Here is a 17,979-nt window from a genome sequence, read left to right as displayed (position 1 = left end):
GTGCCTGGGTGTCGCGCGGCGCTCTCAGCTCCCGGTGATCCCGGGTTCCTTGTGGGGGGTTCAGCACTGTGCGCATGCGCAGCACTTCGGCCGCGACGGCGCTCGCGGTCATCTTCAGCTCGGCGGCGCTGAGCGTCTTGGGGGCGGGGCCTGCATCGGCCGCCACCGCTGTGGTCTCCGGGCCCGGCGGCCTGGTCGTCGACGGCACCCTGAAGCGGGTCTTCGTCGGTGACAGCGGCGGCGGCAGGATCCTGGCCACCGACTACTCCGGCACCGTCGTCGACTCGGTCAGCGGTCTCGGCTCGGTCACCGACCTCGCCCTGTCGGACGACGGCGCCACCCTGTACGTGGTGGTGGTCGACAGGGACAGCATCCTGGCCCTGGACACTGCCACCCTCGACATCAAGGCCCACTACAGGGCCCCCTTCGAATCGGGTCCACGCCACATCGCCTTCACCGGCGGCAGGGTGTGGTTCACCTACGGCGGGCGGTCTGACGCCAACCTCGGGTCGATCGACCCGACAGTGGACCCGGCGAGCGGGACCGACCCGGTGACAACGGGGCTGTTTCCCGCCGACGCCGCGCCCGGAGTCCGGGACCAGGTGATCCTCGACACCGACCCGAGCGCGCCCGGACTGCTGGCCGTCGGCCAGAACTATGCCGCGAACTCGATGGCCGTCCTCGATGTCTCCGACGGCACGCCGAAGGTGACGGCGTGGCATGACGGCACCAGCACGTCGACCTACGGCATCGGGGACATCGACTTCGTCCCCGGCACCTCGGAGGTGCTGGTCAACGGCACGAAACGGTACGTCTACGCGGACGGCGGGTTCAGCGCCGCTGGTTCCTACCCGGCAGGCTGGCAGGCCGACATCGCCCCGAACGGCCTGGTCGTGCAGGGCATCGGCGGCACGTCGGTGGCGGTCTACCGGCAGAACGCCGTCCAGCCGCTGCGCACCTACCCCGTCGGTTTCAACGACCTGGCCTGGGCCCCGGACGCCTCCCGGATCTTCGTGCTCGAACACAACGGCAACGGTTTCGCCCTGCGGACGCTCACCGACCCGACGAAGAACGTTCCGACCCTGACGGTGAACGCCCCCGCGAAGGGCACGCGGACCAAGCCGCTCACTGTGACCGGCAGGATCTCGGCCACGGTGCCGCTGCCGGCCGGCACCAAGCTCCAGGTCACCCGCACCGACCTGGACAGCCCGAGCGGACATGCGCTGCCCTCGGTCATGGTCAAGGCGGACGGTACGTACTCGTTCACGAACTCCCCGCCGGCCGGCGGCACGGTCACCTACAAGGTGTCGTACGCGGGAGACGCCGAGCATGTGCCGGCCGCAGCGTCCGACAAGGTGGAGGTCTCGCGTACGACGCCGGCGCTGACCCTGAACAACAACAAGAAGACGTACGACTACGGCAAGGACGTCTCCTTCACCGCGCACCTCGGGGCGACGTACAAGAACCGCACGGTCGAGATCTGGGTGGACCCGTACGGCACCGACCGGCCCAAGAAGCTGCTGAAGACCGGGAAGGTCAACTCGGCGGGCAATCTCTCCGCGACCGTGGACATGACCCGGGACATGGTCGTCACCGCGGTCTTCAAGGGCGACGCCCGCTACGCGCCCCGGACGGTCAGGTCCACCGCCTACGGCAGGGCCAGGGTCTCCACCGCCGTCTCCAAGCACTACAAGACCGGCCGGATCGGCTCGCAGTCGTACTACTGGTTCCACAAGAACACCGACCCGGTGCTCACGACGACCATGAACTACTACCCGGGCCGCAAACAGCGCCTCGACCTCCAGGTCTTCTACCAGGGCTCGTGGCACACCACGGCGTCCGAGTACTTCTCGGTCGCCACGAACGGCAAGTCCGCGGTGCAGCTCGGGGCGCCCGGTGAAGCCGGCATCAAGGCACGGGTCCGGTCGGTCTACGTCGACGGCGCCTCCGGGGACAACGTGAACTCGACTGCGTACGGTTCCTGGAAGTACCTGTACTTCAGCAACTAGCCGATCCTCGGTCGGCTCGGGAGGCCCGGAGGGAATGCCCTCCGGGCCTCCTCTGTTAGGGGTAGCAGGAAGTTCAACAATCAACTAAACTGGCCGCACAAGGAGGTCCCGACATGCCTGCAGTGACCGTCGAGAACCCGCTGACCCTGCCCCGTGTGGCCGCTCCGGCCGACGCCGTGCCGCGTCCCGTGATCGGTGTGACGACCGCGCCGAGCGGTTTCGAGGGCGAGGGCTTCCCGGTGCGCCGGGCGTTCGCCGGGATCAACTACCGCCATCTCGACCCGTTCATCATGATGGACCAGATGGGCGAGGTGGAGTATGCGCCTGGAGAGCCGAAGGGGACCCCTTGGCACCCCCACCGCGGCTTCGAGACCGTCACGTACATCATCGACGGTGTCTTCGACCACCAGGACTCGCAGGGCGGCGGCGGCACCATCACCAACGGGGACACCCAGTGGATGACGGCCGGCTCGGGCCTCCTCCACATCGAGGCGCCCCCGGAGTCGCTCGTGGTCTCCGGCGGTCTCTTCCACGGCATCCAGCTGTGGGTGAACCTCCCGGCCAAGGACAAGATGATGGCCCCGCGCTACCAGGACATCCGCGGCGGTCAGGTCCAGCTCCTCACGTCCCACGACGGCGGCGCGCTGCTGCGCGTCATCGCCGGCGAGCTGGACGGCCACGAGGGCCCCGGTGTCACCCACACCCCGATCAGCCTCGTCCACGCGACGCTGGCTCCGGGCGCGGAGGTCACACTCCCCTGGCGCGAGGACTTCAACGGCCTGGCGTACGTCCTTGCCGGCCGCGGCAGCGTCGGCCCGGACCGGCGCCCGATCCACCAGGGCCAGACCGCGGTCTTCGGTGCGGGCTCGTCCCTGACGGTCCGCGCGGACGAACAGCAGGACGGGAACACACCGGACCTGGAGGTCGTACTCCTCGGCGGACAGCCGATCCGCGAGCCGATGGCGCACTACGGCCCGTTCGTGATGAACACGAGGGCGGAGCTTGAGCAGGCGTTCGAGGACTTCCAGAAGGGCCGGCTGGGAACTGTGCCGGCGGTGCATGGAATGTCCGAGGGTGGTCTGTAGACCGCAGAAAAGTTCAGTAGTGTACGACCGGGCCCGAAGCCGCAACTTTGGTTTGCGACTTCGGGCCCGTCTGTCTTCGGCGCTACTGGACTACGGCAGCACGTAGAACGGAGTGTCGTCCGGAGTGCGGCCGGCCTCGCGTACGCATCCCTGCTCGGACAGCAGCTCCAGGCTGTGGCGGACGCGGTCCGGTGACAGCTCGGTGTGCACGGAGATCTCCTCCACGCTGTAGTTGGCGCCGCCGTGCAGCAGTGCCGGGGCCAGGTGGGCGGCGACCTTGTGGACGTCCTCGGTGACGACGAGGTTCCTGGACCTCCAGTTGGACAGGAGCTGTTGGGGTGTCAGCTCCGGGGCCTGGACCTGGCGGGTTCGGTCGCCTGTGCGGCGGAGGGTCTGGGTGATGTCGCGGAGCAGGTCGACGATCACGTTCTGCTTGGTGTCGATCTGGCGCAGGGTTTCGTCCTGCCGGTCGACGCGTTCTTCGAGTCGGACGAGGGCGTCGGCGAGTTGCTGGGGGACCGCGTAGGCGGTGACGGTGGTCGGGGTGGGTTGCAGGGCGGCGGGTTCGAGGGAGTAGGAGCCGTCGCGATGGATGGCGACGATGACTTCGGTGACCCAGGCCTTGAAGGGCTGGGACGCGGGCTTGGTGCAGCCGTTGACCAAGCGGATCAGGCCCTGGAGATCGATGAGGTTCATGTCTCGGCGCCACTCCCGACCTGCGGGAATGCTGAGACCATAACCTCCAGTTAGGGTCTCAAGAATCTCTCGGTGCTCTGTGGGGACATGGTCCGCCAGAGTTTTTTGAGGGTTCCTGTACCCCAGCTTGTTGAGTACGTCCGCCGCGGGAAACCAGTGCGTCCCGTCCGGCAGGGTCAGCCTCCGTACCCGCGCCCCCGTGGCCGCGTACACGAAGTCGTTGATGTCGATCGCGTCCTTGCGCGTGTTGTTCTGCTCGTTCATCGAGCATCACCTCCGCCCCGGAATCTAGGCAGCTGGAGGCGCAACTCGTGTTCATAGCAACGATGTTCATCCTTTAGTGGATATGCGCCCTCGCCTTTACCCTCACCCGAGCCTCCCCCACCGCCTGCAACGTCACCGCCGACGTCACCGGGATGTCCACGTCCGGTGTCTCGATGTCGTACTCGCGGAGCAGCACCGCCAGGGCCAGGACCGACTCCAGCATCGAGAAGTGACGGCCGATGCACGCGCGCGGGCCGCCGCCGAACGGGAGCCAGGCGTAGCGGTGGCGGGCGGTCTCCTGGTCGGGGGTGAAGCGGTCCGGGTCGAAGCGGTCGGGGTCGGTCCAGTGGGCCGGGTGGCGGTGGGTGACCCAGGGCGCGACCAGGACGTCCGCGCCCGCAGGGATGACGTGACCGTCGATCTCCGTCTCCTCGACCGCCCGCCTGCCCACGAGGGGAGCGGCCGGGTAGAGGCGCATCGTCTCCTTCAGGACCCTTGTCAGGTAGGGAAGGTGATCCGGCGTCGCAGCGGTGTACGGCTGCCCTGACGGCAGTGCGTCGATCTCCTCCTGCGCCCTTGCCCTTGCCTCCGGGTGGCGGGCCAGGAGGTGGAGGGCGAAGGCCAGTGACGTCGCTGTCGTCTCGTGGCCCGCGAGGAGGAACACCAGGACCTGGTCACGGAGTTCCGTCGCGTCGAGGCTGCCGTCCTCCTCGTTCGACGCCCGGGAGAGGAGGGAGAGCAGGTCGTCACCGGCTTCACCTGTATCCCCTCCCTCTTCTCTGCGTGCCGCGATGATCCGGTCGCAGACCTCGTACACCGCCCGGGTCGCCGCCTCCGCGCGCCTGTTGGCGGGCGTGGGCCAGGTGCGCGGGAGCCTGAGCGGGGAGTAGGCGCGCTGCGTGATGTACGCGCTGATGACCGGGAAGTTGGCGTGGATGACGTCCACCGCGGTCTCGACGTCCGCGCCGAACAGGACGCGGGAGACCGTGCGCAGCGCCAGCCGGTCCATCTCCCGTACGACGTCCACCTCGGGCCTGTTCCGCCAGCGTTCCGCTGTCGCCTCGGCCTCGCCGGTGATCGTCGCGGCGTAACCGTCGACCCGTTTCTTGGTGAACAGGGGCTGGATCAGGCGCCGTTGGCGGAGGTAGACGTCGTCCTGGCTGGTCAGGAGGCCGTTGCCCCCGGTCTGGCGTATCTCCTCGTAGAAGACGTTGTCCTTGCGGAAGTTGGTGGCCTGTGCGGCCAGGACCTGCTGGGCGCCCTCGGGGGAGAAGACGCAGTACATGACCGCGCGGAGGCCGGGCGGGCCGGCCGTCATACGGACCACGTCGCCGTACTCCCGCTGGGCACGGACGAAGGTGCCGAGCGGGTCCCGGCGGAGGTCGAGGGCCGAGCCCAGCAGAGGGTGACCGGTGGGGGTGGGTGCGGTGCTGCTTCCGGGGCGTGTGCGCGCGACGGTCATGGTCGTATCATCCGCTTTTCACGGCGCCCGGGGGCATCCTTCTTTCGGACCATCCCCGCCCTGCACCTACTTCCCCTCCCCCTCCCCCTCCTTCTCATACAACTCGAACCAGATGCTCTTCCCCTCGCCCCGCGGGTCCACTCCCCACGCGTCCGCCAGCATCTCGATCAGCATCAGTCCCCGGCCCGACGACGCCAGTTCGCCCGGGCGGCGTTTGTGTGGGAGGTCGTCGCTCACGTCTGTGACCTCGACGCGGATGCGGCGGCTGCCGGGGTCGCCCGTGACCTCGGCCACGACCAGGGCGTCGGCGTCCGTGTGGACCAGGACGTTGGTCGCTGTTTCGGAGATGAGGAGGACCGCCGAGTCGACCTGGTCGGGGCTGGGCCAGTCGTGGAGCTGTTCGCGGAGCTGCTGGCGGGCCACGGCGACCCGCTCGGGCTCCGCCTGGGCGATCGTCAGCATCGTGCGGCGGACCGTGGGGCGTGTCCTCGGGGGTGCGGTGCCGTCCGTCACGCACTCCTCCGGGCGGCTCAGGAGCAGCAGCGCTATGTCGTCCTCGCGGCGGTCGGCCAGCGGGCCCGTGGTGTGGTGGGACGAGGGGCCGTGTACGGCCTGGACCAGGGCGTCGGCCAGGCCCTCCAGGTCGTTGTCCGCATCCCCCTTGTCGCCCTTGTGCTCCTCCAGCGTCCTGCGGATGCGCTGCCAGCCCGTCTCCAGGTCGTGGCCGCCCGTCTCGATCAGACCGTCCGTGCACAGGAGCATGGTCTCGCCGGGTTCGAGGGCGAGGAGGGTGGTGGGGTAGTCGGCGTCCGGGTCGATGCCCAGGGGCAGGCCGCCGGCGGTCGGGCGGGTCAGTACCGTGCCGTCCGCCATCCGGATCGCCGGGTCCGGGTGGCCCGCGCGGGCGATCTCCAGGACCCCGGTCGAGGGGTCGACCTCGACGTACAGGCAGGTCGCGAAGCGCAGGTCGCCGCTGCCCTGATCGTTGGTGATGCCGTGTAGGAAGCGGGAGGCGCGGGAGAGGACCGCGTCGGGGCGGTGGCCCTCGGAGGCGTAGGCGCGCAGCGCTATGCGGAGCTGGCCCATCAGACCGGCGGCGCGGACGTCGTGGCCCTGGACGTCACCGATGACCAGGGCGAACCGGCCACGGCCGGGCAGCGGGATCATGTCGTACCAGTCGCCGCCGACCTGGAGGCCGCCGCCGGTCGGTATGTAGCGGGCGGCGACGTCCATGCCGGGTATCTCGGGGCCGAGGGTCGGCAGCATGGAGCGTTGCAGGCCGTCGGTCAGCTCCCGTTCCGATTCCGCCACTCCCGCCCTCGACAGGGCCTGGGCGAGCATGCGGGCGACCGTGGTCAGGACCGAGCGTTCGTCGGGGGTGAAGCTGACCGGGTAGGCGAAGCCGGCCATCCAGGCGCCCATGGTGCGGCCCGCGACGGTCAGCGGCAGGAACGCCCAGGACTGGCGGTCGAAGACCTGGGCGAGGGGCCAGGCGGTGGGGTAGCGGGCCTTGTAGGCCTCGGGGGAGGAGAGGTAGACGGCCCGGCCGGTGCGGACCACCTCGGCGGCCGGGTAGTCGGTCTCCAGGGGCATGTGGGAGAAGGGACGCTCGTCGCCGGGGCGCTGGCCGTGGTGGCCGATCACGGTGAGGCGGTCGCCCTGGACGCCGAAGACCGCCAGGCCGTCCGGTGAGAAGCCGGGCATCGACAGACCGGCCGCGACCCGCAGCACCTCCTCCGTCGACCGCGCCTCGGCCAGTGCCCGGCCCGCGTCCAGCAGGAACGCCTCGCGGGAGCGGCGCCAGTCACCGGTGACGGGGGTGCGCGCGGCGGTGCCCGGCGCGGGCTCGGTGACCTCCTGGAGGGTGCCCAGCACGTCGTACGCCTTGCGGTCGGCCTCGAAGTGCGGCTTCGCCCTGCTGCGGACGGTACGGATCACCCGGCCCCGGTCGTCCATGACCCTGGCCCGGGTCTCGGCGATGGTGCCCTCGGTGACGGCGAGCTGCATGACCCCGCCGATCTCGTTCCAGTCGACCGGGTGGAGCCGGGCCCGGGCCGCGGCCTCCGTGAGGGTGGTCGGCTCGGCGGGCAGGCCGAGCAGGCGGGCCGCCTCGGCGTCGAGCGTGACCAGATTTGTTGCTGTGTCCCAATGCCACATGCCGGTTGCGAGGGCGACCAGGACGTCCCCCACGGCGGGCAGGGGCTCACCAGTGCGCATTGACCCACTTTATGGAGAGGTGATCGCAGCGTGCCACCCAAGCTGTACAGGACAAGCTGTGTGGAAGCTGTGCGTGCCTGGCTGTGCGGGCCGGGGCAAGCTGCGCGGAAGCGGTACAGGGTACGCGTGCGAACAATTGCGGGGAAGCGGTATCGGGGCGGCCGGTACCCTGGGGCTGAGCTTTTCAAGGTTTCGAGGTTCCGGTGTGCCGGTGTTTCACGTGAAACACCGGCCACGACCCCGACCCTGATCCCATCCCCGATCCGCGAAGGCTGGATGAACGACGATGCATCGGTACAGGTCCCACACCTGCGGCGAGCTACGCGCCTCTGACGTCGGCAGTGACGTCCGGCTGAGCGGCTGGCTGCACAATCGGCGCGACCTGGGCGGCATCCTCTTCATCGATCTCCGCGATCACTACGGCATCACGCAGCTGGTCGCCCGCCCCGGCACGCCCGCCTACGAGGCCCTCGACAAGGTCTCCAAGGAGTCGACGGTCCGGATCGACGGCAAGGTCGTCTCGCGCGGCGCGGAGAACATCAACTCCGAGCTGCCCACCGGTGAGGTCGAGGTCGAGGTCGGCGAGGTGGAGCTGCTCGGCGCCGCCCAGCCGCTGCCCTTCACGATCAACACCGAGGACGGGGTCAACGAGGAGCGGCGCCTGGAGTACCGCTTCCTGGACCTGCGCCGCGAGCGCATGCACCGCAACATCATGCTGCGTACGGCCGTCATCTCCGCGATTCGTCACAAGATGACCGCGCTCGGCTTCAACGAGATGGCCACGCCGATCCTGACGGCGACCTCCCCGGAGGGCGCCCGCGACTTCGTCGTGCCGTCGCGTCTCAACCCGGGCCGGTTCTACGCGCTCCCCCAGGCCCCGCAGCAGTTCAAGCAGCTGCTGATGATCTCGGGCTTCGACCGCTACTTCCAGATCGCGCCCTGTTTCCGGGACGAGGACGCCCGCGCGGACCGTTCGCCGGGCGAGTTCTACCAGCTCGACGTCGAGATGAGCTTCGTGGAGCAGGAGGACGTCTTCCAGCCCATCGAGAAGCTGATGACGGAGCTGTTCACGGAGTTCGGCAACGGCCGTGAGGTCACCTCGCCGTTCCCGCGCATCCCGTTCCGCGAGTCGATGCTGAAGTACGGCTCCGACAAGCCGGACCTGCGGGCCCAGCTGGAGCTGGTCGACATCACCGATGTCTTCGAGGGCTCGGAGTTCAAGGCCTTCGCCGGCAAGCACGTACGCGCCCTGCCGGTGCCGGACGTGTCCGCGCAGCCCCGGAAGTTCTTCGACCAGCTCGGCGACTTCGCCGTCACGCTGGGCGCGAAGGGCCTGGCCTGGGTGCGGGTCACCGAGGACGGTTCGCTGTCCGGGCCGATCGCGAAGTTCCTCACCGAGGAGAACGTCGCCGAGCTGACCAAGCGCCTGTCCCTGTCGGCCGGTCACGCCGTGTTCTTCGGCGCGGGCGAGTACGACGAGGTCTCGAAGATCATGGGCGCGGTGCGCGTCGAGGCCGCCAAGCGGGCCGGGCACTTCGAGGAGAACGTGTTCCGGTTCTGCTGGATCGTGGACTTCCCGATGTTCGAGAAGGACGAGGACACCGGGAAGATCGACTTCTCGCACAACCCGTTCTCGATGCCCCAGGGCGGCATGGAGGCACTGGAGACCCAGGACCCGCTGGACATCCTGGCCTGGCAGTACGACATCGTCTGCAACGGCACGGAGCTGTCCTCCGGCGCCATCCGCAACCACGAGCCCGACATCATGCTGAAGGCGTTCGGCCTCGCGGGCTACGACGAGGAGACCGTCGAGCGCGAGTTCGCCGGCATGCTCCGCGCGTTCCGCTTCGGCGCCCCTCCGCACGGCGGGATCGCGCCCGGCGTCGACCGGATCGTCATGCTCCTCGCGGACGAGCCGAACATCCGCGAGACGATCGCGTTCCCGCTCAACGGAAACGCCCAGGACCTGATGATGGGCGCGCCGACGGAGCTGGAGGAGACGCGGCTTCGGGAGCTGCACATTTCGGTGCGGAAGCCGCAGCCCAAGTAAAGGGGCGGTTTTCTTTGGGGTGGCTCGGAATCGGCGGCGATTCCGAGCCATTCTCATGCGGTGCTCAGGAAACCCCGGAAATCACAGCTCTTTGACAGGTCCCATTCATAATCTCCGGGCCCATGACTGACACCCCCCAGCAAGAATTACGGGAATTGACGCGCCGCAGAGTCGTTGTCGCCGGTGGCGCGACGGCGGTGACCGCCACAGCGGTGGCGGCCCTGGGCGCCGGGCTCGCCTCCGCACAGGGAGCGCCGGAAGCGCCGACGGTGAAGGGCGCGCACAGCTCCGGCACCCCCACCGGCACGCCCGAGGCCTGCTACGTACTGACCACGGAGACCACCGAGGGCCCGTACTACATCGACGCCGACAAGCTCCGGCAGGACGTCACCGAGGACGAGGAGGGCATCCCCCTCACCCTCAGGCTCAAGGTGATCGACGCCGAGACCTGCAAGCCGGTGCGGAACGCGGCCGTCGACATCTGGCACTGCTCGGCGCTCGGTATCTACTCCGGCTACGAGGCCATGGGCAACGGCGGCGGTGGTGGCGGCGGCACCCCGCCCACCGACGCGCCGACGGACGTCCCCACAGGTCCGCCCCCCACGGATGGCCCCGGCGGCCCCGGTCATCAGGAGCCGACCGACGACGAGCGCTATCTGCGCGGTACGTGGAAGACGGACCGGCGCGGGTTCGTCACCTTCCGGACCGTGTTCCCGGGCTGGTACCGGGGCCGCTGCGTCCACATCCACGTCAAGGTGCACGTGGACGGCACCTGGACCGACGCGGGCTACGAGGGCGGGCACACCTGCCACACGGGCCAGCTGTTCTTCGACGAGGAGTCGGTGCTGCTCTCGGCGGTGGTGGAGCCGTACTCGACGAACACGGCCACCCGGACGACCCTCGACGAGGACACGATCTACCCGGACAACGGGGCCGAGGGCGGGCTGCTGCGGCTGCGCTACAAGAAGACGGACATCGGGCGCGGAGTTCTCGCCGAGCTGACGATGGGCGTGGCGCCGGAGGAGGAGAATTAATTAGGTAAGCCTTACCTAATTAATGCCCAATCAATGCAGGGGGGCGGGAAATCGACGGCTATTTCTCGCCCCCTTTGCTGATTCTCCGAAGATCCATGAAAAGGCAAAGCAAAGCACAGTCCTTTCCCATGGTCCTGACAGGCGTCTTACCTAAGTTCCAGACCCATGACAGAGAACCAAGGGCCGAAGCACAAACGGGATCTGACGCGTCGCAAGGTCGTCGTCACCGGCGCCGGCGCGGTCGCCGCGGTGGGCGTCGCGGGCGGAGTCGCCGCGGGCGCGTTCGCGGGCGGGACGGGGAAGAAGACCCCCACCCCCAAGGCCTCCAGCACCAGCACCAGCACCAGCTCCGAGGTCTGCTACACGCTGACCTCCGAGACCACCGAAGGGCCGTACTACATCGACGCGGACAAGCTCCGCCAGGACATCACCGAGGACAAGGAAGGCATCCCGCTGACCCTGAGCCTGCGGGTGATCGACTCCGAGACGTGCAAGCCGATCGTCAACGCGGCCGTCGACGTCTGGCACTGCGACGCGCTGGGCCTGTACTCCGGCTACGAGAGCCTCTCCAGCGGTGGCGGCAGCGCCCCGACCGACGCCCCCTCGGGCACCCCGACGGGTGAGCCCCCGACCGACGCGCCGTCCGGCGCCCCCTCCGGCGGTACGGGCGGTGGCGGTGGCCACGAGGAGCCCACCGACGACAAGCGCTACCTGCGCGGCACCTGGAAGACGGACCGGCATGGCCGGGTCACCTTCAAGACGATCTTCCCGGGCTGGTACCGGGGCCGCTGCGTCCACATCCACACGAAGGTGCACGTGGACGGCACCTGGACGGACGCCGGCTACGAGGGCGGCACCACCTGCCACACCGGCCAGTTCTTCTTCGACGAGGAGTCGGTGCTCGCCTCCGCCGAGGTCGACCCGTACTCGACGTCGACGACCGAGCGCACGACGCTCACCGAGGACACGATCTACGACCAGAGCGGGACCACGGGCGGTCTGCTCAAGCTGAAGTACGACAAGAAGAACATCGCCAAGGGTGTGATCGGCTCCATCACGATGGGTGTCGACCCCGAGGCGACCCACACCGGCACGGACGACGCGGTGCAGCCGGGCGCGTCCGAGTCGGCGACGGACACGGCTTCGCCCTCCGCTTCCGCGAGCTGACGGACGTACGGCCCGCGAAGGGCGGCCCGGAACCCTCCCCCAGGTTCCGGGCCTTCGTCGTGTCCGAGGAGTTCACATACATGTACGTCGATCCAACCCATTGACCCGGAAGTTCGGCCTCCGTAGTCTCCTCTGATGCCCGTGTACGTGATTGCTGTTCACGTATATGCACAGAGGGAGACAACGATGTCAGAAGCTGTGGTGCCCGCCGGACGGCTGCCCGACGGTCAGGTGTCCGACGCCGAGAGCCGGGCCGTCGGCAAGTTCCTGCGCCGGATGCTGCCGATCCTGGTCCTGATGCTGCTGGTCAACCAGATGGACCGGACGAACGTCGGCTTCGTCCAGGACGAGCTGCGGGCCGACGTCGGGGTGAGCGCCACCGCGTACGGGCTCGGCGCCGGGCTCTTCTTCATCGGGTACGCGCTGTTCGAGGTGCCCAGCAACATGCTCCTGGAGCGGTTCGGCGCCCGGGTCTGGCTCACCCGCATCATGATCACCTGGGGTCTGGTGATCGTGACGATGTGCTTCATCCACAACGTCACGATGTTCTACGTCCTGCGCTTCCTCCTCGGTGTCGCGGAGGCGGGCTTCTTCCCCGGCGTGCTCCTCTACTTCACCCAGTGGCTGCCCGACTCCAGCCGGGGCCGGGCGAGCGCGATCTTCCTGGGCGGCTCGGCGACGGCGTACATCGTGACCGGCCCGATCACCGGGGCGCTCCTCGAATGCACGGGACGGGCGGATTCGCCGGCTGGCGCTGGATGTTCGCGCTGGAGGGCGTCTTCTCGATCCTCGTCGGATTCGTGGCCGGGTTCTTCCTGGTCTCCCGCATCGAGGACGCGCGCTGGCTGACTCCGGAGGAGAAGACGGCGCTGAGCACGGCGGTCGCCCGTGACGAGGAGGCCCGCGCCCGCGCCCCCAAGGTGTCCCGGATCAAACTCATCCTGCACCCCCAGGTCGCCCTGCTGACCGGCGTCTTCTTCGCGATGGCGCTCACCGGGTACGCGATCACCTTCTGGCTGCCGAGCCTGGTCGACGACATCGGCGGGCTGTCGTCCTTCCAGGTCGGGCTGCTCACGGCCGTACCGTGGATCTGCGCGGTGATCGCGATATACACCGTCAGCCACTTCACCGACAAGGCCCCCGACCGCCGCCCCTACCTGGCGGTCGCCCTGGTCCTGTCGGCCGTCGGCACCTTCCTCGCCACCCTGGGCTCCCCCTGGTTCGGCCTCGCCGCGCTCACGCTCGCCGCGGTCGGCGGGAAGTGCGCGGCCACCCTGTACTGGCCGATGGCCCAGTCGGGCCTCGACCTCAAGGTCGCCGCGCCGGGCCTGGCGGTGGTCAACTCGATAGGAAACCTGGGCGGTTTCGTCGCCCCCTTCCTCTTCGGCTACCTCAAGGACACGACGGGCAGCACGAACGGCGGCCTGTACACGCTCTCCGCCGCGTCACTGCTCGCGGTGATCGGGGTGTTCGCCATCAGGAACACCCGCGGGACCACGAGGTCCGGGGTCGCGCCGGGCACCCGCGCGGTCGCGTCCTGAGACGGTGCGCAACGGCGAGGCGCCCGGGGCGAACACACCCCGGGCGCCTGGCAGTCGTTCAACCTCACGGTCAGGAAACGGACTTGTACGTCCCCCAGCCGCTCCCGATCTTCGTACGCGCCCCGAACGACCCCTTCCCGTCCCCGCTCTGGCGGTACAGGTTGCCGGCGGTGTCGCGGGCGACGAGGTCCGCCTTGCCGTCGCTGTTGATGTCACCGACGCCGACGACCGCGTTGTACGAGGCTCCCCACGACCCGAACAGCTTCGTACGGGCCGTGAAGGTGCCCCGGCCCGTGCCGTTGAACCGGTACAGGTTGTTGGCCTTGTCCTGGGCGAGCAGATCGCCGATGCCGTCGCCGTTGAGGTCCCCGGCGCCGACGATCTTCTTGTAGCCCTTCCAGTTGGCGTACAGCGCGACCGCCCCCGAGAGCTTGCCCGCGCTGGTGCCCTTGTAGAGGTAGACGGCCCCGGTGGACGCCTTGCGGGCGATCAGGTCGGGGCGGCCGTCGCCGGTGAGGTCACCGGGGGAGGTGAGGATGTCGTGCTGGGTCCAGCCGGAGGTGGCGAGGGTGGTGTACGCCGTCTTCGGGTGGACGGTGGCTCCGCAGCCCGGCTTGTAGAGGCGCAGGGCCCCGTTGGCCAGCCGGATGAGGACGTCGTTGCAGCGGTCGCCGCTCAGATCCCCGAAGGGGACGGCCGTGATGGAGGTGGGCCAGCCGTTGCCGGAGTGACCGGGGTCGTCGAACTTGCCCCACCCCATGCTCTCGTGGAAGCTCAGGGCGCCGGAGCGGCTGAGGGTGACGAGGTCGCCGGAGCCGTTGACGTAGTCGAAGTCGTGGCGCACGGCCGACCCGCGTTCCACACCGCCGCGTCCGGTCGCCAGGGTGATCTGCGCCGAGGTGCCGAGGCCGGTCGCCTTGAGGGTCCAGGTGAAGGAGCCGTTGGGGAAGTACACCCCGCTCGCCGTCTTGCCGTTCCACGACACCGACACCCCCTGCACTGCCGTGCCGGAACCGGTGAGCGTGCGGGTGGCCCGGCCCGTGGGGCCGCTCTGGACCGAGGTGAGGGTGAGGGACCAGGAGGTGGCGGGGCGGGAGAAGTCCCAGCCGGTCGTCCAGGGCGACGAGGGAGAAACGATGGTGTTGGTCCAGGTGTCGATGACCGTCAGGTTGGACGGGGCGACCGCCGTCGTGGCGACGTGCGTCTGCTCGTACGAGTCGAACCAGGCCACCAGACCCGTGTACTCGTCCACCGTCCAGCGGTAACGCCGGTCCGCCGCGAGGCCGGTGTCCGGGACGCGGGACGCGAGCACGCGGGTGGTGCCGGTGCGGGTCTCGGTCAGCACCAGTTCGTCGGTGGCGTGGTCGTGGCGGACGGTGAACCCGTCGCCGAGCAGGACGTCACCGGGCCGCACGGCGATCGACTTGCGGGACGCGGTGTCGTACACGCCCGCCGAGTCCGTACCGCAGGCCCAGTACACCCAGCGGCCCGCCGCCTGTAGTTCGCTCGGGACGCAACCGAGGCCCGGGACGGTGACCGTGGCCAGCGTCTTGTTCGCGGTGAGGCTGTACGAGGTGAGCTGACCCGAGGTGGCGGTGGCGCTCCAGAGCGTGGGGCCGTTGAGGGCGGCGGCGCGGATCGTCCGCTTCAGCTTCTGGCCCTGGCCGAACTCGCCCACGTACTGCGCGGGTGTGGTGCCGCCGGAGTTGTAGACGGCGAAGTTGTCGGAGACGTCGACGATGACGCCGCCACCGGTGCCGAACTCCAGTACGCCGTTGGAGCTCTCCTCGTGGATGGACACCAGGCGTTCCTTGCCACCGGACGTCTTCTGGAGATAGACGTCCTCGGGCTCCGTGCCGCTGTGGCCGCCATTGCCCCACAGGGCCGAGCAGGTGGTGTCCGCGTACGGGCAGATGGAGTTGACCGTCTCGCCCTCGGTGGCGGTGGACGCGGTCAGGGTGGTGGCGTTGTCCGTGGTGAGGGTGCGGACGGACGTCGAGTCGGTGGTGCTGGTCGTCGACGTGTCCTCCGCGACCCGCAGGCTGCCCCGGCTGAGGGCGAGCCCGGTCTTGGTGTTCTCCCTGGGGGCGACCTTGTACAGCTTCGTCAACTGCGGTGCGCCGTCCGGGCCTTCGGTGATCCGGTGGACCCACCAGTCGGCGGCGCCGGTGCCGCCGGTGACCAGGGCGGAGCCGTCGGGCATGGCCAGCGGGTTGCCGTAGGTGCTGTCCAGCAGGGTGCGTGTGGTGCCGTCGGCCAGGGAGACGGCGGTGCTGCCGCCGTTCGGCTTCGTCAGCACGAGCCAGTCCCCGACGAGAACGGGAACGGGGACGTAGCTGACCTCGCCGATGTCGGGGTCCCCGGCGACCGGGACCGTCTCGTCGGCGGTGAGATCGGCGCGGGGCTTCAGGTGCAGGCCGGAGGCCGGGGTGTACCAGCCGATCCGGTCCTCGGTGAGGACGACCTTCGGAGAGTCGTCCGCACCGGTGAAGGCGACGGTGAACTCGGCGGTCGCGAAGTCCACATAGCCGATGGTGGACTTGCGGGTGCCGTCGGCCTGCTTGACCGAGTAGGAGAGGACCGCACCGGCCTGGTCGCCGGTCTTGCCGAACGCGTAGCCGAAGTAGTCGTCGGTCGGGAAGCCGGTCACCGTACGGTTGCGCTGCTCGCCGTCGACGAGGTCGATCAGCTCCAGCCAGGTGCCGTCCGTCCCGGCACCGTCACCCACGATGTTGTCCTTGTCGGTCGTGACGACTGTCGACCCGTAGGTGCCGATGTAGTCGCTCGACGACAGGGAGACGCTCCGCAGGCTGCCGTCGGGGCTCCACAGCACAGCCGTTTTGCTGCCGTCGCCGGGTGGCATCGCCACGATGTCCGCGCCCTGTGCGAAGAAGCCCGAAGGGCACGCCTCGGTGATGTCGTAGCAACCGGCGGACGCGTTCGGCTGGTAGACCCCGCTCGGTCCCCGCACGGTGACGGTGACGCCGTCCGCGTAGTTCGTCCACAACAGCCCCTCGACGCCGCTCTGCCGGTGCAGGAAACCGGTCTCGCCCGCCGCGAGCAGGCGCTCGGTGCGGGGGGTCGTCGAGCGGGGATCGTCCAGGACGATCTCGGTGGTGGCGGGTGTTCCGGCCACCGAGGCGGCCTGCGCCGCGCCGCCGCCGTCGGGCGTCGCGGCGAACAGGGTGATGGTGCCGGCCGCTACGGCGACCGCGAAAGCGGAGACGAGCGCGGTAGGCCCGCCCCGTCCCAGGGCGTGTCTGCCCACGTGAGGTTCCCTCCCCAGGAGGGCTCCCCAGCCCTCGCACAAGTGAGCGGACTTTACCAGGGCTTGGGACGGGCCGTGATCTTGCGTCCCGCTGTGTCTGCTTTCCCTGGTGTGCCTACTTGGCCACGAACTGCGTCAGGATCGCCTGCACCTCGTAGATGTCGACGCCCTTCGTGAACGTCTTCTGGACCGGGGTCGGGGAGCCGGAGATCCAGATCTTGAGTTCGGCGTCGAGGTCGAAGGTGCCCGCGGTCTCCACCGCGAAGTGGGTGATGCTGCGGTACGGGACCGAGTGGTACTCGACCTTCTTGCCGGTGATGCCCTGCTTGTCGACCAGGAGGAGCCGGCGGTCGGTGAACAGGATGGTGTCGCGGACCAGCTGGTAGGCGGCGTGCACCTGCTCGTTCTGGCCGAGCAGCCGGGCGTAGTCCTGCTGGGCGGCCGTCGGGTCGACGGTGTGCGCGTTGCCGAAAAGTGCCATGGTTGTGCCCCCCTGTGGACAGATGCAAATCTCTGCCCATGTCTCGGTAATTGACTGGCTTCACATGATCTTCGGCCTGTATATCGGCCGAAACAATGGCCTGCCTAGAGGAGCGGGAGATTCCGTACATGCGGAGATGGGCCTGGATCGCGGGATCACATCGGAGGTTCGCAGGCGGCACACAGACTTCTCGTCGGGAGCGCACAGAGGGGGGACGTTCCATGGGAACTGCCGCACTCGCGCTCGCTGGAGGAAGTCATGGGAATCGTCGTTCCGTTCACGCTGCTGCTGATCGTGGGAGCGGTGGCCTCCGTCGTGCTGCTGCGCAGGCAGCAGGCCGGACTTTCCGGGCTGGACGCCGAGGTCGAGGCCAACCGGTGGGTCGTACGGCTCGGGGGAAGTCTGGCCGGGCTGCGGCCGGGCGCCGACGAAGCCGCCGCGCAGGCGCTGGCCGAGGCGACCGGACGGCACCACGCCGCCCGGGGCCAGCTGGCCACCGCCCGCACTCCCGCCGAGTACGCGCTCGCGCGGCAGACCGCTGTGGAAGGGCTCCAGTACGTACGGGCCGCCCGCGCCGCTCTCGGGCAGGCGTCCGGTCCGCCGGGCGCCGAGGTCGATGCCGATGTCGACGACGAGGCGGTAGCCAGAACCGCCCGTCGACTCCGGGGAGTCCACGGGCGGTTCGGGGTCACCGCGTGACCTGTG

13 protein-coding genes are annotated in these 17,979 nt (G+C 69.1%); 8 read left to right on the top strand and 5 right to left on the bottom strand.

The annotated features are described in order from the left end of the window. The first annotated feature begins 74 nt into the window (after positions 1-74). Complete coding sequence (locus OG787_RS23665; RefSeq protein WP_405536306.1) at positions 75-2,009, top strand: YncE family protein; 1,935 nt, start codon at positions 75-77, stop codon at positions 2,007-2,009. A gap of 113 nt (positions 2,010-2,122) precedes the next feature. Next, entirely contained in the window at positions 2,123-3,094 is a 972-nt protein-coding gene (locus tag OG787_RS23660) for a pirin family protein (RefSeq protein ID WP_369029208.1), read from the top strand. A 90-nt stretch (positions 3,095-3,184) separates the two neighbouring features. Here OG787_RS23660 and OG787_RS23655 read toward each other — a convergent pair whose 3' ends face one another. The 3 genes from OG787_RS23655 to OG787_RS23645 form a co-directional block, all read right to left on the bottom strand. Then, positions 3,185-4,054, bottom strand: a complete 870-nt coding sequence (locus OG787_RS23655; RefSeq protein WP_369029209.1) for a Bro-N domain-containing protein — start codon at positions 4,052-4,054, stop codon at positions 3,185-3,187. 73 nt (positions 4,055-4,127) lie between these two features. After that, positions 4,128-5,516, bottom strand: a complete 1,389-nt coding sequence (locus tag OG787_RS23650) for a cytochrome P450 (protein WP_405536305.1) — start codon at positions 5,514-5,516, stop codon at positions 4,128-4,130. Between the two features lie 66 nt (positions 5,517-5,582). Beyond that, complete coding sequence (locus tag OG787_RS23645; RefSeq protein WP_405536304.1) at positions 5,583-7,733, bottom strand: SpoIIE family protein phosphatase; 2,151 nt, start codon at positions 7,731-7,733, stop codon at positions 5,583-5,585. A 286-nt stretch (positions 7,734-8,019) separates the two neighbouring features. Between OG787_RS23645 and aspS the strand changes: the two genes are divergently transcribed. The 5 genes from aspS to OG787_RS23620 all read left to right on the top strand — a co-directional run bounded on the left by aspS (position 8,020) and on the right by OG787_RS23620 (position 13,525). Beyond that, complete coding sequence (gene aspS, locus OG787_RS23640) at positions 8,020-9,783, top strand: aspartate--tRNA ligase (RefSeq protein ID WP_369029212.1); 1,764 nt, start codon at positions 8,020-8,022, stop codon at positions 9,781-9,783. A 122-nt stretch (positions 9,784-9,905) separates the two neighbouring features. After that, on the top strand, positions 9,906-10,817 hold the full coding sequence (locus tag OG787_RS23635) for an intradiol ring-cleavage dioxygenase (RefSeq protein ID WP_369029213.1): 912 nt from the start codon (positions 9,906-9,908) through the stop codon (positions 10,815-10,817). Between the two features lie 165 nt (positions 10,818-10,982). Then, on the top strand, positions 10,983-11,984 hold the full coding sequence (locus tag OG787_RS23630) for an intradiol ring-cleavage dioxygenase (RefSeq protein WP_405536303.1): 1,002 nt from the start codon (positions 10,983-10,985) through the stop codon (positions 11,982-11,984). 186 nt (positions 11,985-12,170) lie between these two features. Continuing rightward, positions 12,171-12,833, top strand: coding sequence for an MFS transporter (locus tag OG787_RS23625; protein WP_405536302.1), 663 nt, complete (start codon positions 12,171-12,173; stop codon positions 12,831-12,833). Then, a complete protein-coding gene (locus OG787_RS23620; RefSeq protein WP_405540565.1) occupies positions 12,743-13,525 on the top strand; it encodes an MFS transporter in 783 nt (260 codons plus the stop codon). The genes OG787_RS23625 and OG787_RS23620 overlap by 91 nt, the downstream gene beginning before the upstream one ends. A 70-nt stretch (positions 13,526-13,595) precedes the next feature. Here OG787_RS23620 and OG787_RS23615 read toward each other — a convergent pair whose 3' ends face one another. Both OG787_RS23615 and OG787_RS23610 read right to left on the bottom strand, forming a co-directional pair. Continuing rightward, positions 13,596-16,793 (bottom strand): FG-GAP repeat domain-containing protein, encoded by a 3,198-nt coding sequence (locus tag OG787_RS23615; protein WP_405536301.1) that lies wholly within the window; start codon positions 16,791-16,793, stop codon positions 13,596-13,598. Between the two features lie 115 nt (positions 16,794-16,908). After that, entirely contained in the window at positions 16,909-17,274 is a 366-nt protein-coding gene (locus OG787_RS23610) for a PH domain-containing protein (protein WP_235476740.1), read from the bottom strand. A gap of 258 nt (positions 17,275-17,532) precedes the next feature. Between OG787_RS23610 and OG787_RS23605 the strand changes: the two genes are divergently transcribed. Further along, entirely contained in the window at positions 17,533-17,973 is a 441-nt protein-coding gene (locus OG787_RS23605; protein WP_369029217.1) for a hypothetical protein, read from the top strand. The last annotated feature ends 6 nt before the right edge of the window (positions 17,974-17,979 follow it).

This window comes from Streptomyces sp. NBC_00075 (assembly GCF_045041225.1).
Classification (GTDB): Bacteria; Actinomycetota; Actinomycetes; order Streptomycetales; family Streptomycetaceae; genus Streptomyces; species Streptomyces adonidis.
This window is presented reverse-complemented; position numbering and strand designations above follow the sequence as displayed.

Coding starts and splice junctions, on each gene's coding strand:
- OG787_RS23665 (WP_405536306.1), top strand. CDS start 75: ATGCGCAGCACTTCGGCCGCGACGGCGCTCGCGGTCATCTTCAGCTCG.
- OG787_RS23610 (WP_235476740.1), bottom strand. CDS start 17,274: ATGGCACTTTTCGGCAACGCGCACACCGTCGACCCGACGGCCGCCCAG.
- OG787_RS23655 (WP_369029209.1), bottom strand. CDS start 4,054: ATGAACGAGCAGAACAACACGCGCAAGGACGCGATCGACATCAACGAC.
- OG787_RS23620 (WP_405540565.1), top strand. CDS start 12,743: ATGTTCGCGCTGGAGGGCGTCTTCTCGATCCTCGTCGGATTCGTGGCC.
- OG787_RS23645 (WP_405536304.1), bottom strand. CDS start 7,733: ATGCGCACTGGTGAGCCCCTGCCCGCCGTGGGGGACGTCCTGGTCGCC.
- OG787_RS23660 (WP_369029208.1), top strand. CDS start 2,123: ATGCCTGCAGTGACCGTCGAGAACCCGCTGACCCTGCCCCGTGTGGCC.
- OG787_RS23630 (WP_405536303.1), top strand. CDS start 10,983: ATGACAGAGAACCAAGGGCCGAAGCACAAACGGGATCTGACGCGTCGC.
- OG787_RS23625 (WP_405536302.1), top strand. CDS start 12,171: ATGTCAGAAGCTGTGGTGCCCGCCGGACGGCTGCCCGACGGTCAGGTG.
- OG787_RS23605 (WP_369029217.1), top strand. CDS start 17,533: ATGGGAATCGTCGTTCCGTTCACGCTGCTGCTGATCGTGGGAGCGGTG.
- aspS (WP_369029212.1), top strand. CDS start 8,020: ATGCATCGGTACAGGTCCCACACCTGCGGCGAGCTACGCGCCTCTGAC.
- OG787_RS23650 (WP_405536305.1), bottom strand. CDS start 5,516: ATGACCGTCGCGCGCACACGCCCCGGAAGCAGCACCGCACCCACCCCC.
- OG787_RS23635 (WP_369029213.1), top strand. CDS start 9,906: ATGACTGACACCCCCCAGCAAGAATTACGGGAATTGACGCGCCGCAGA.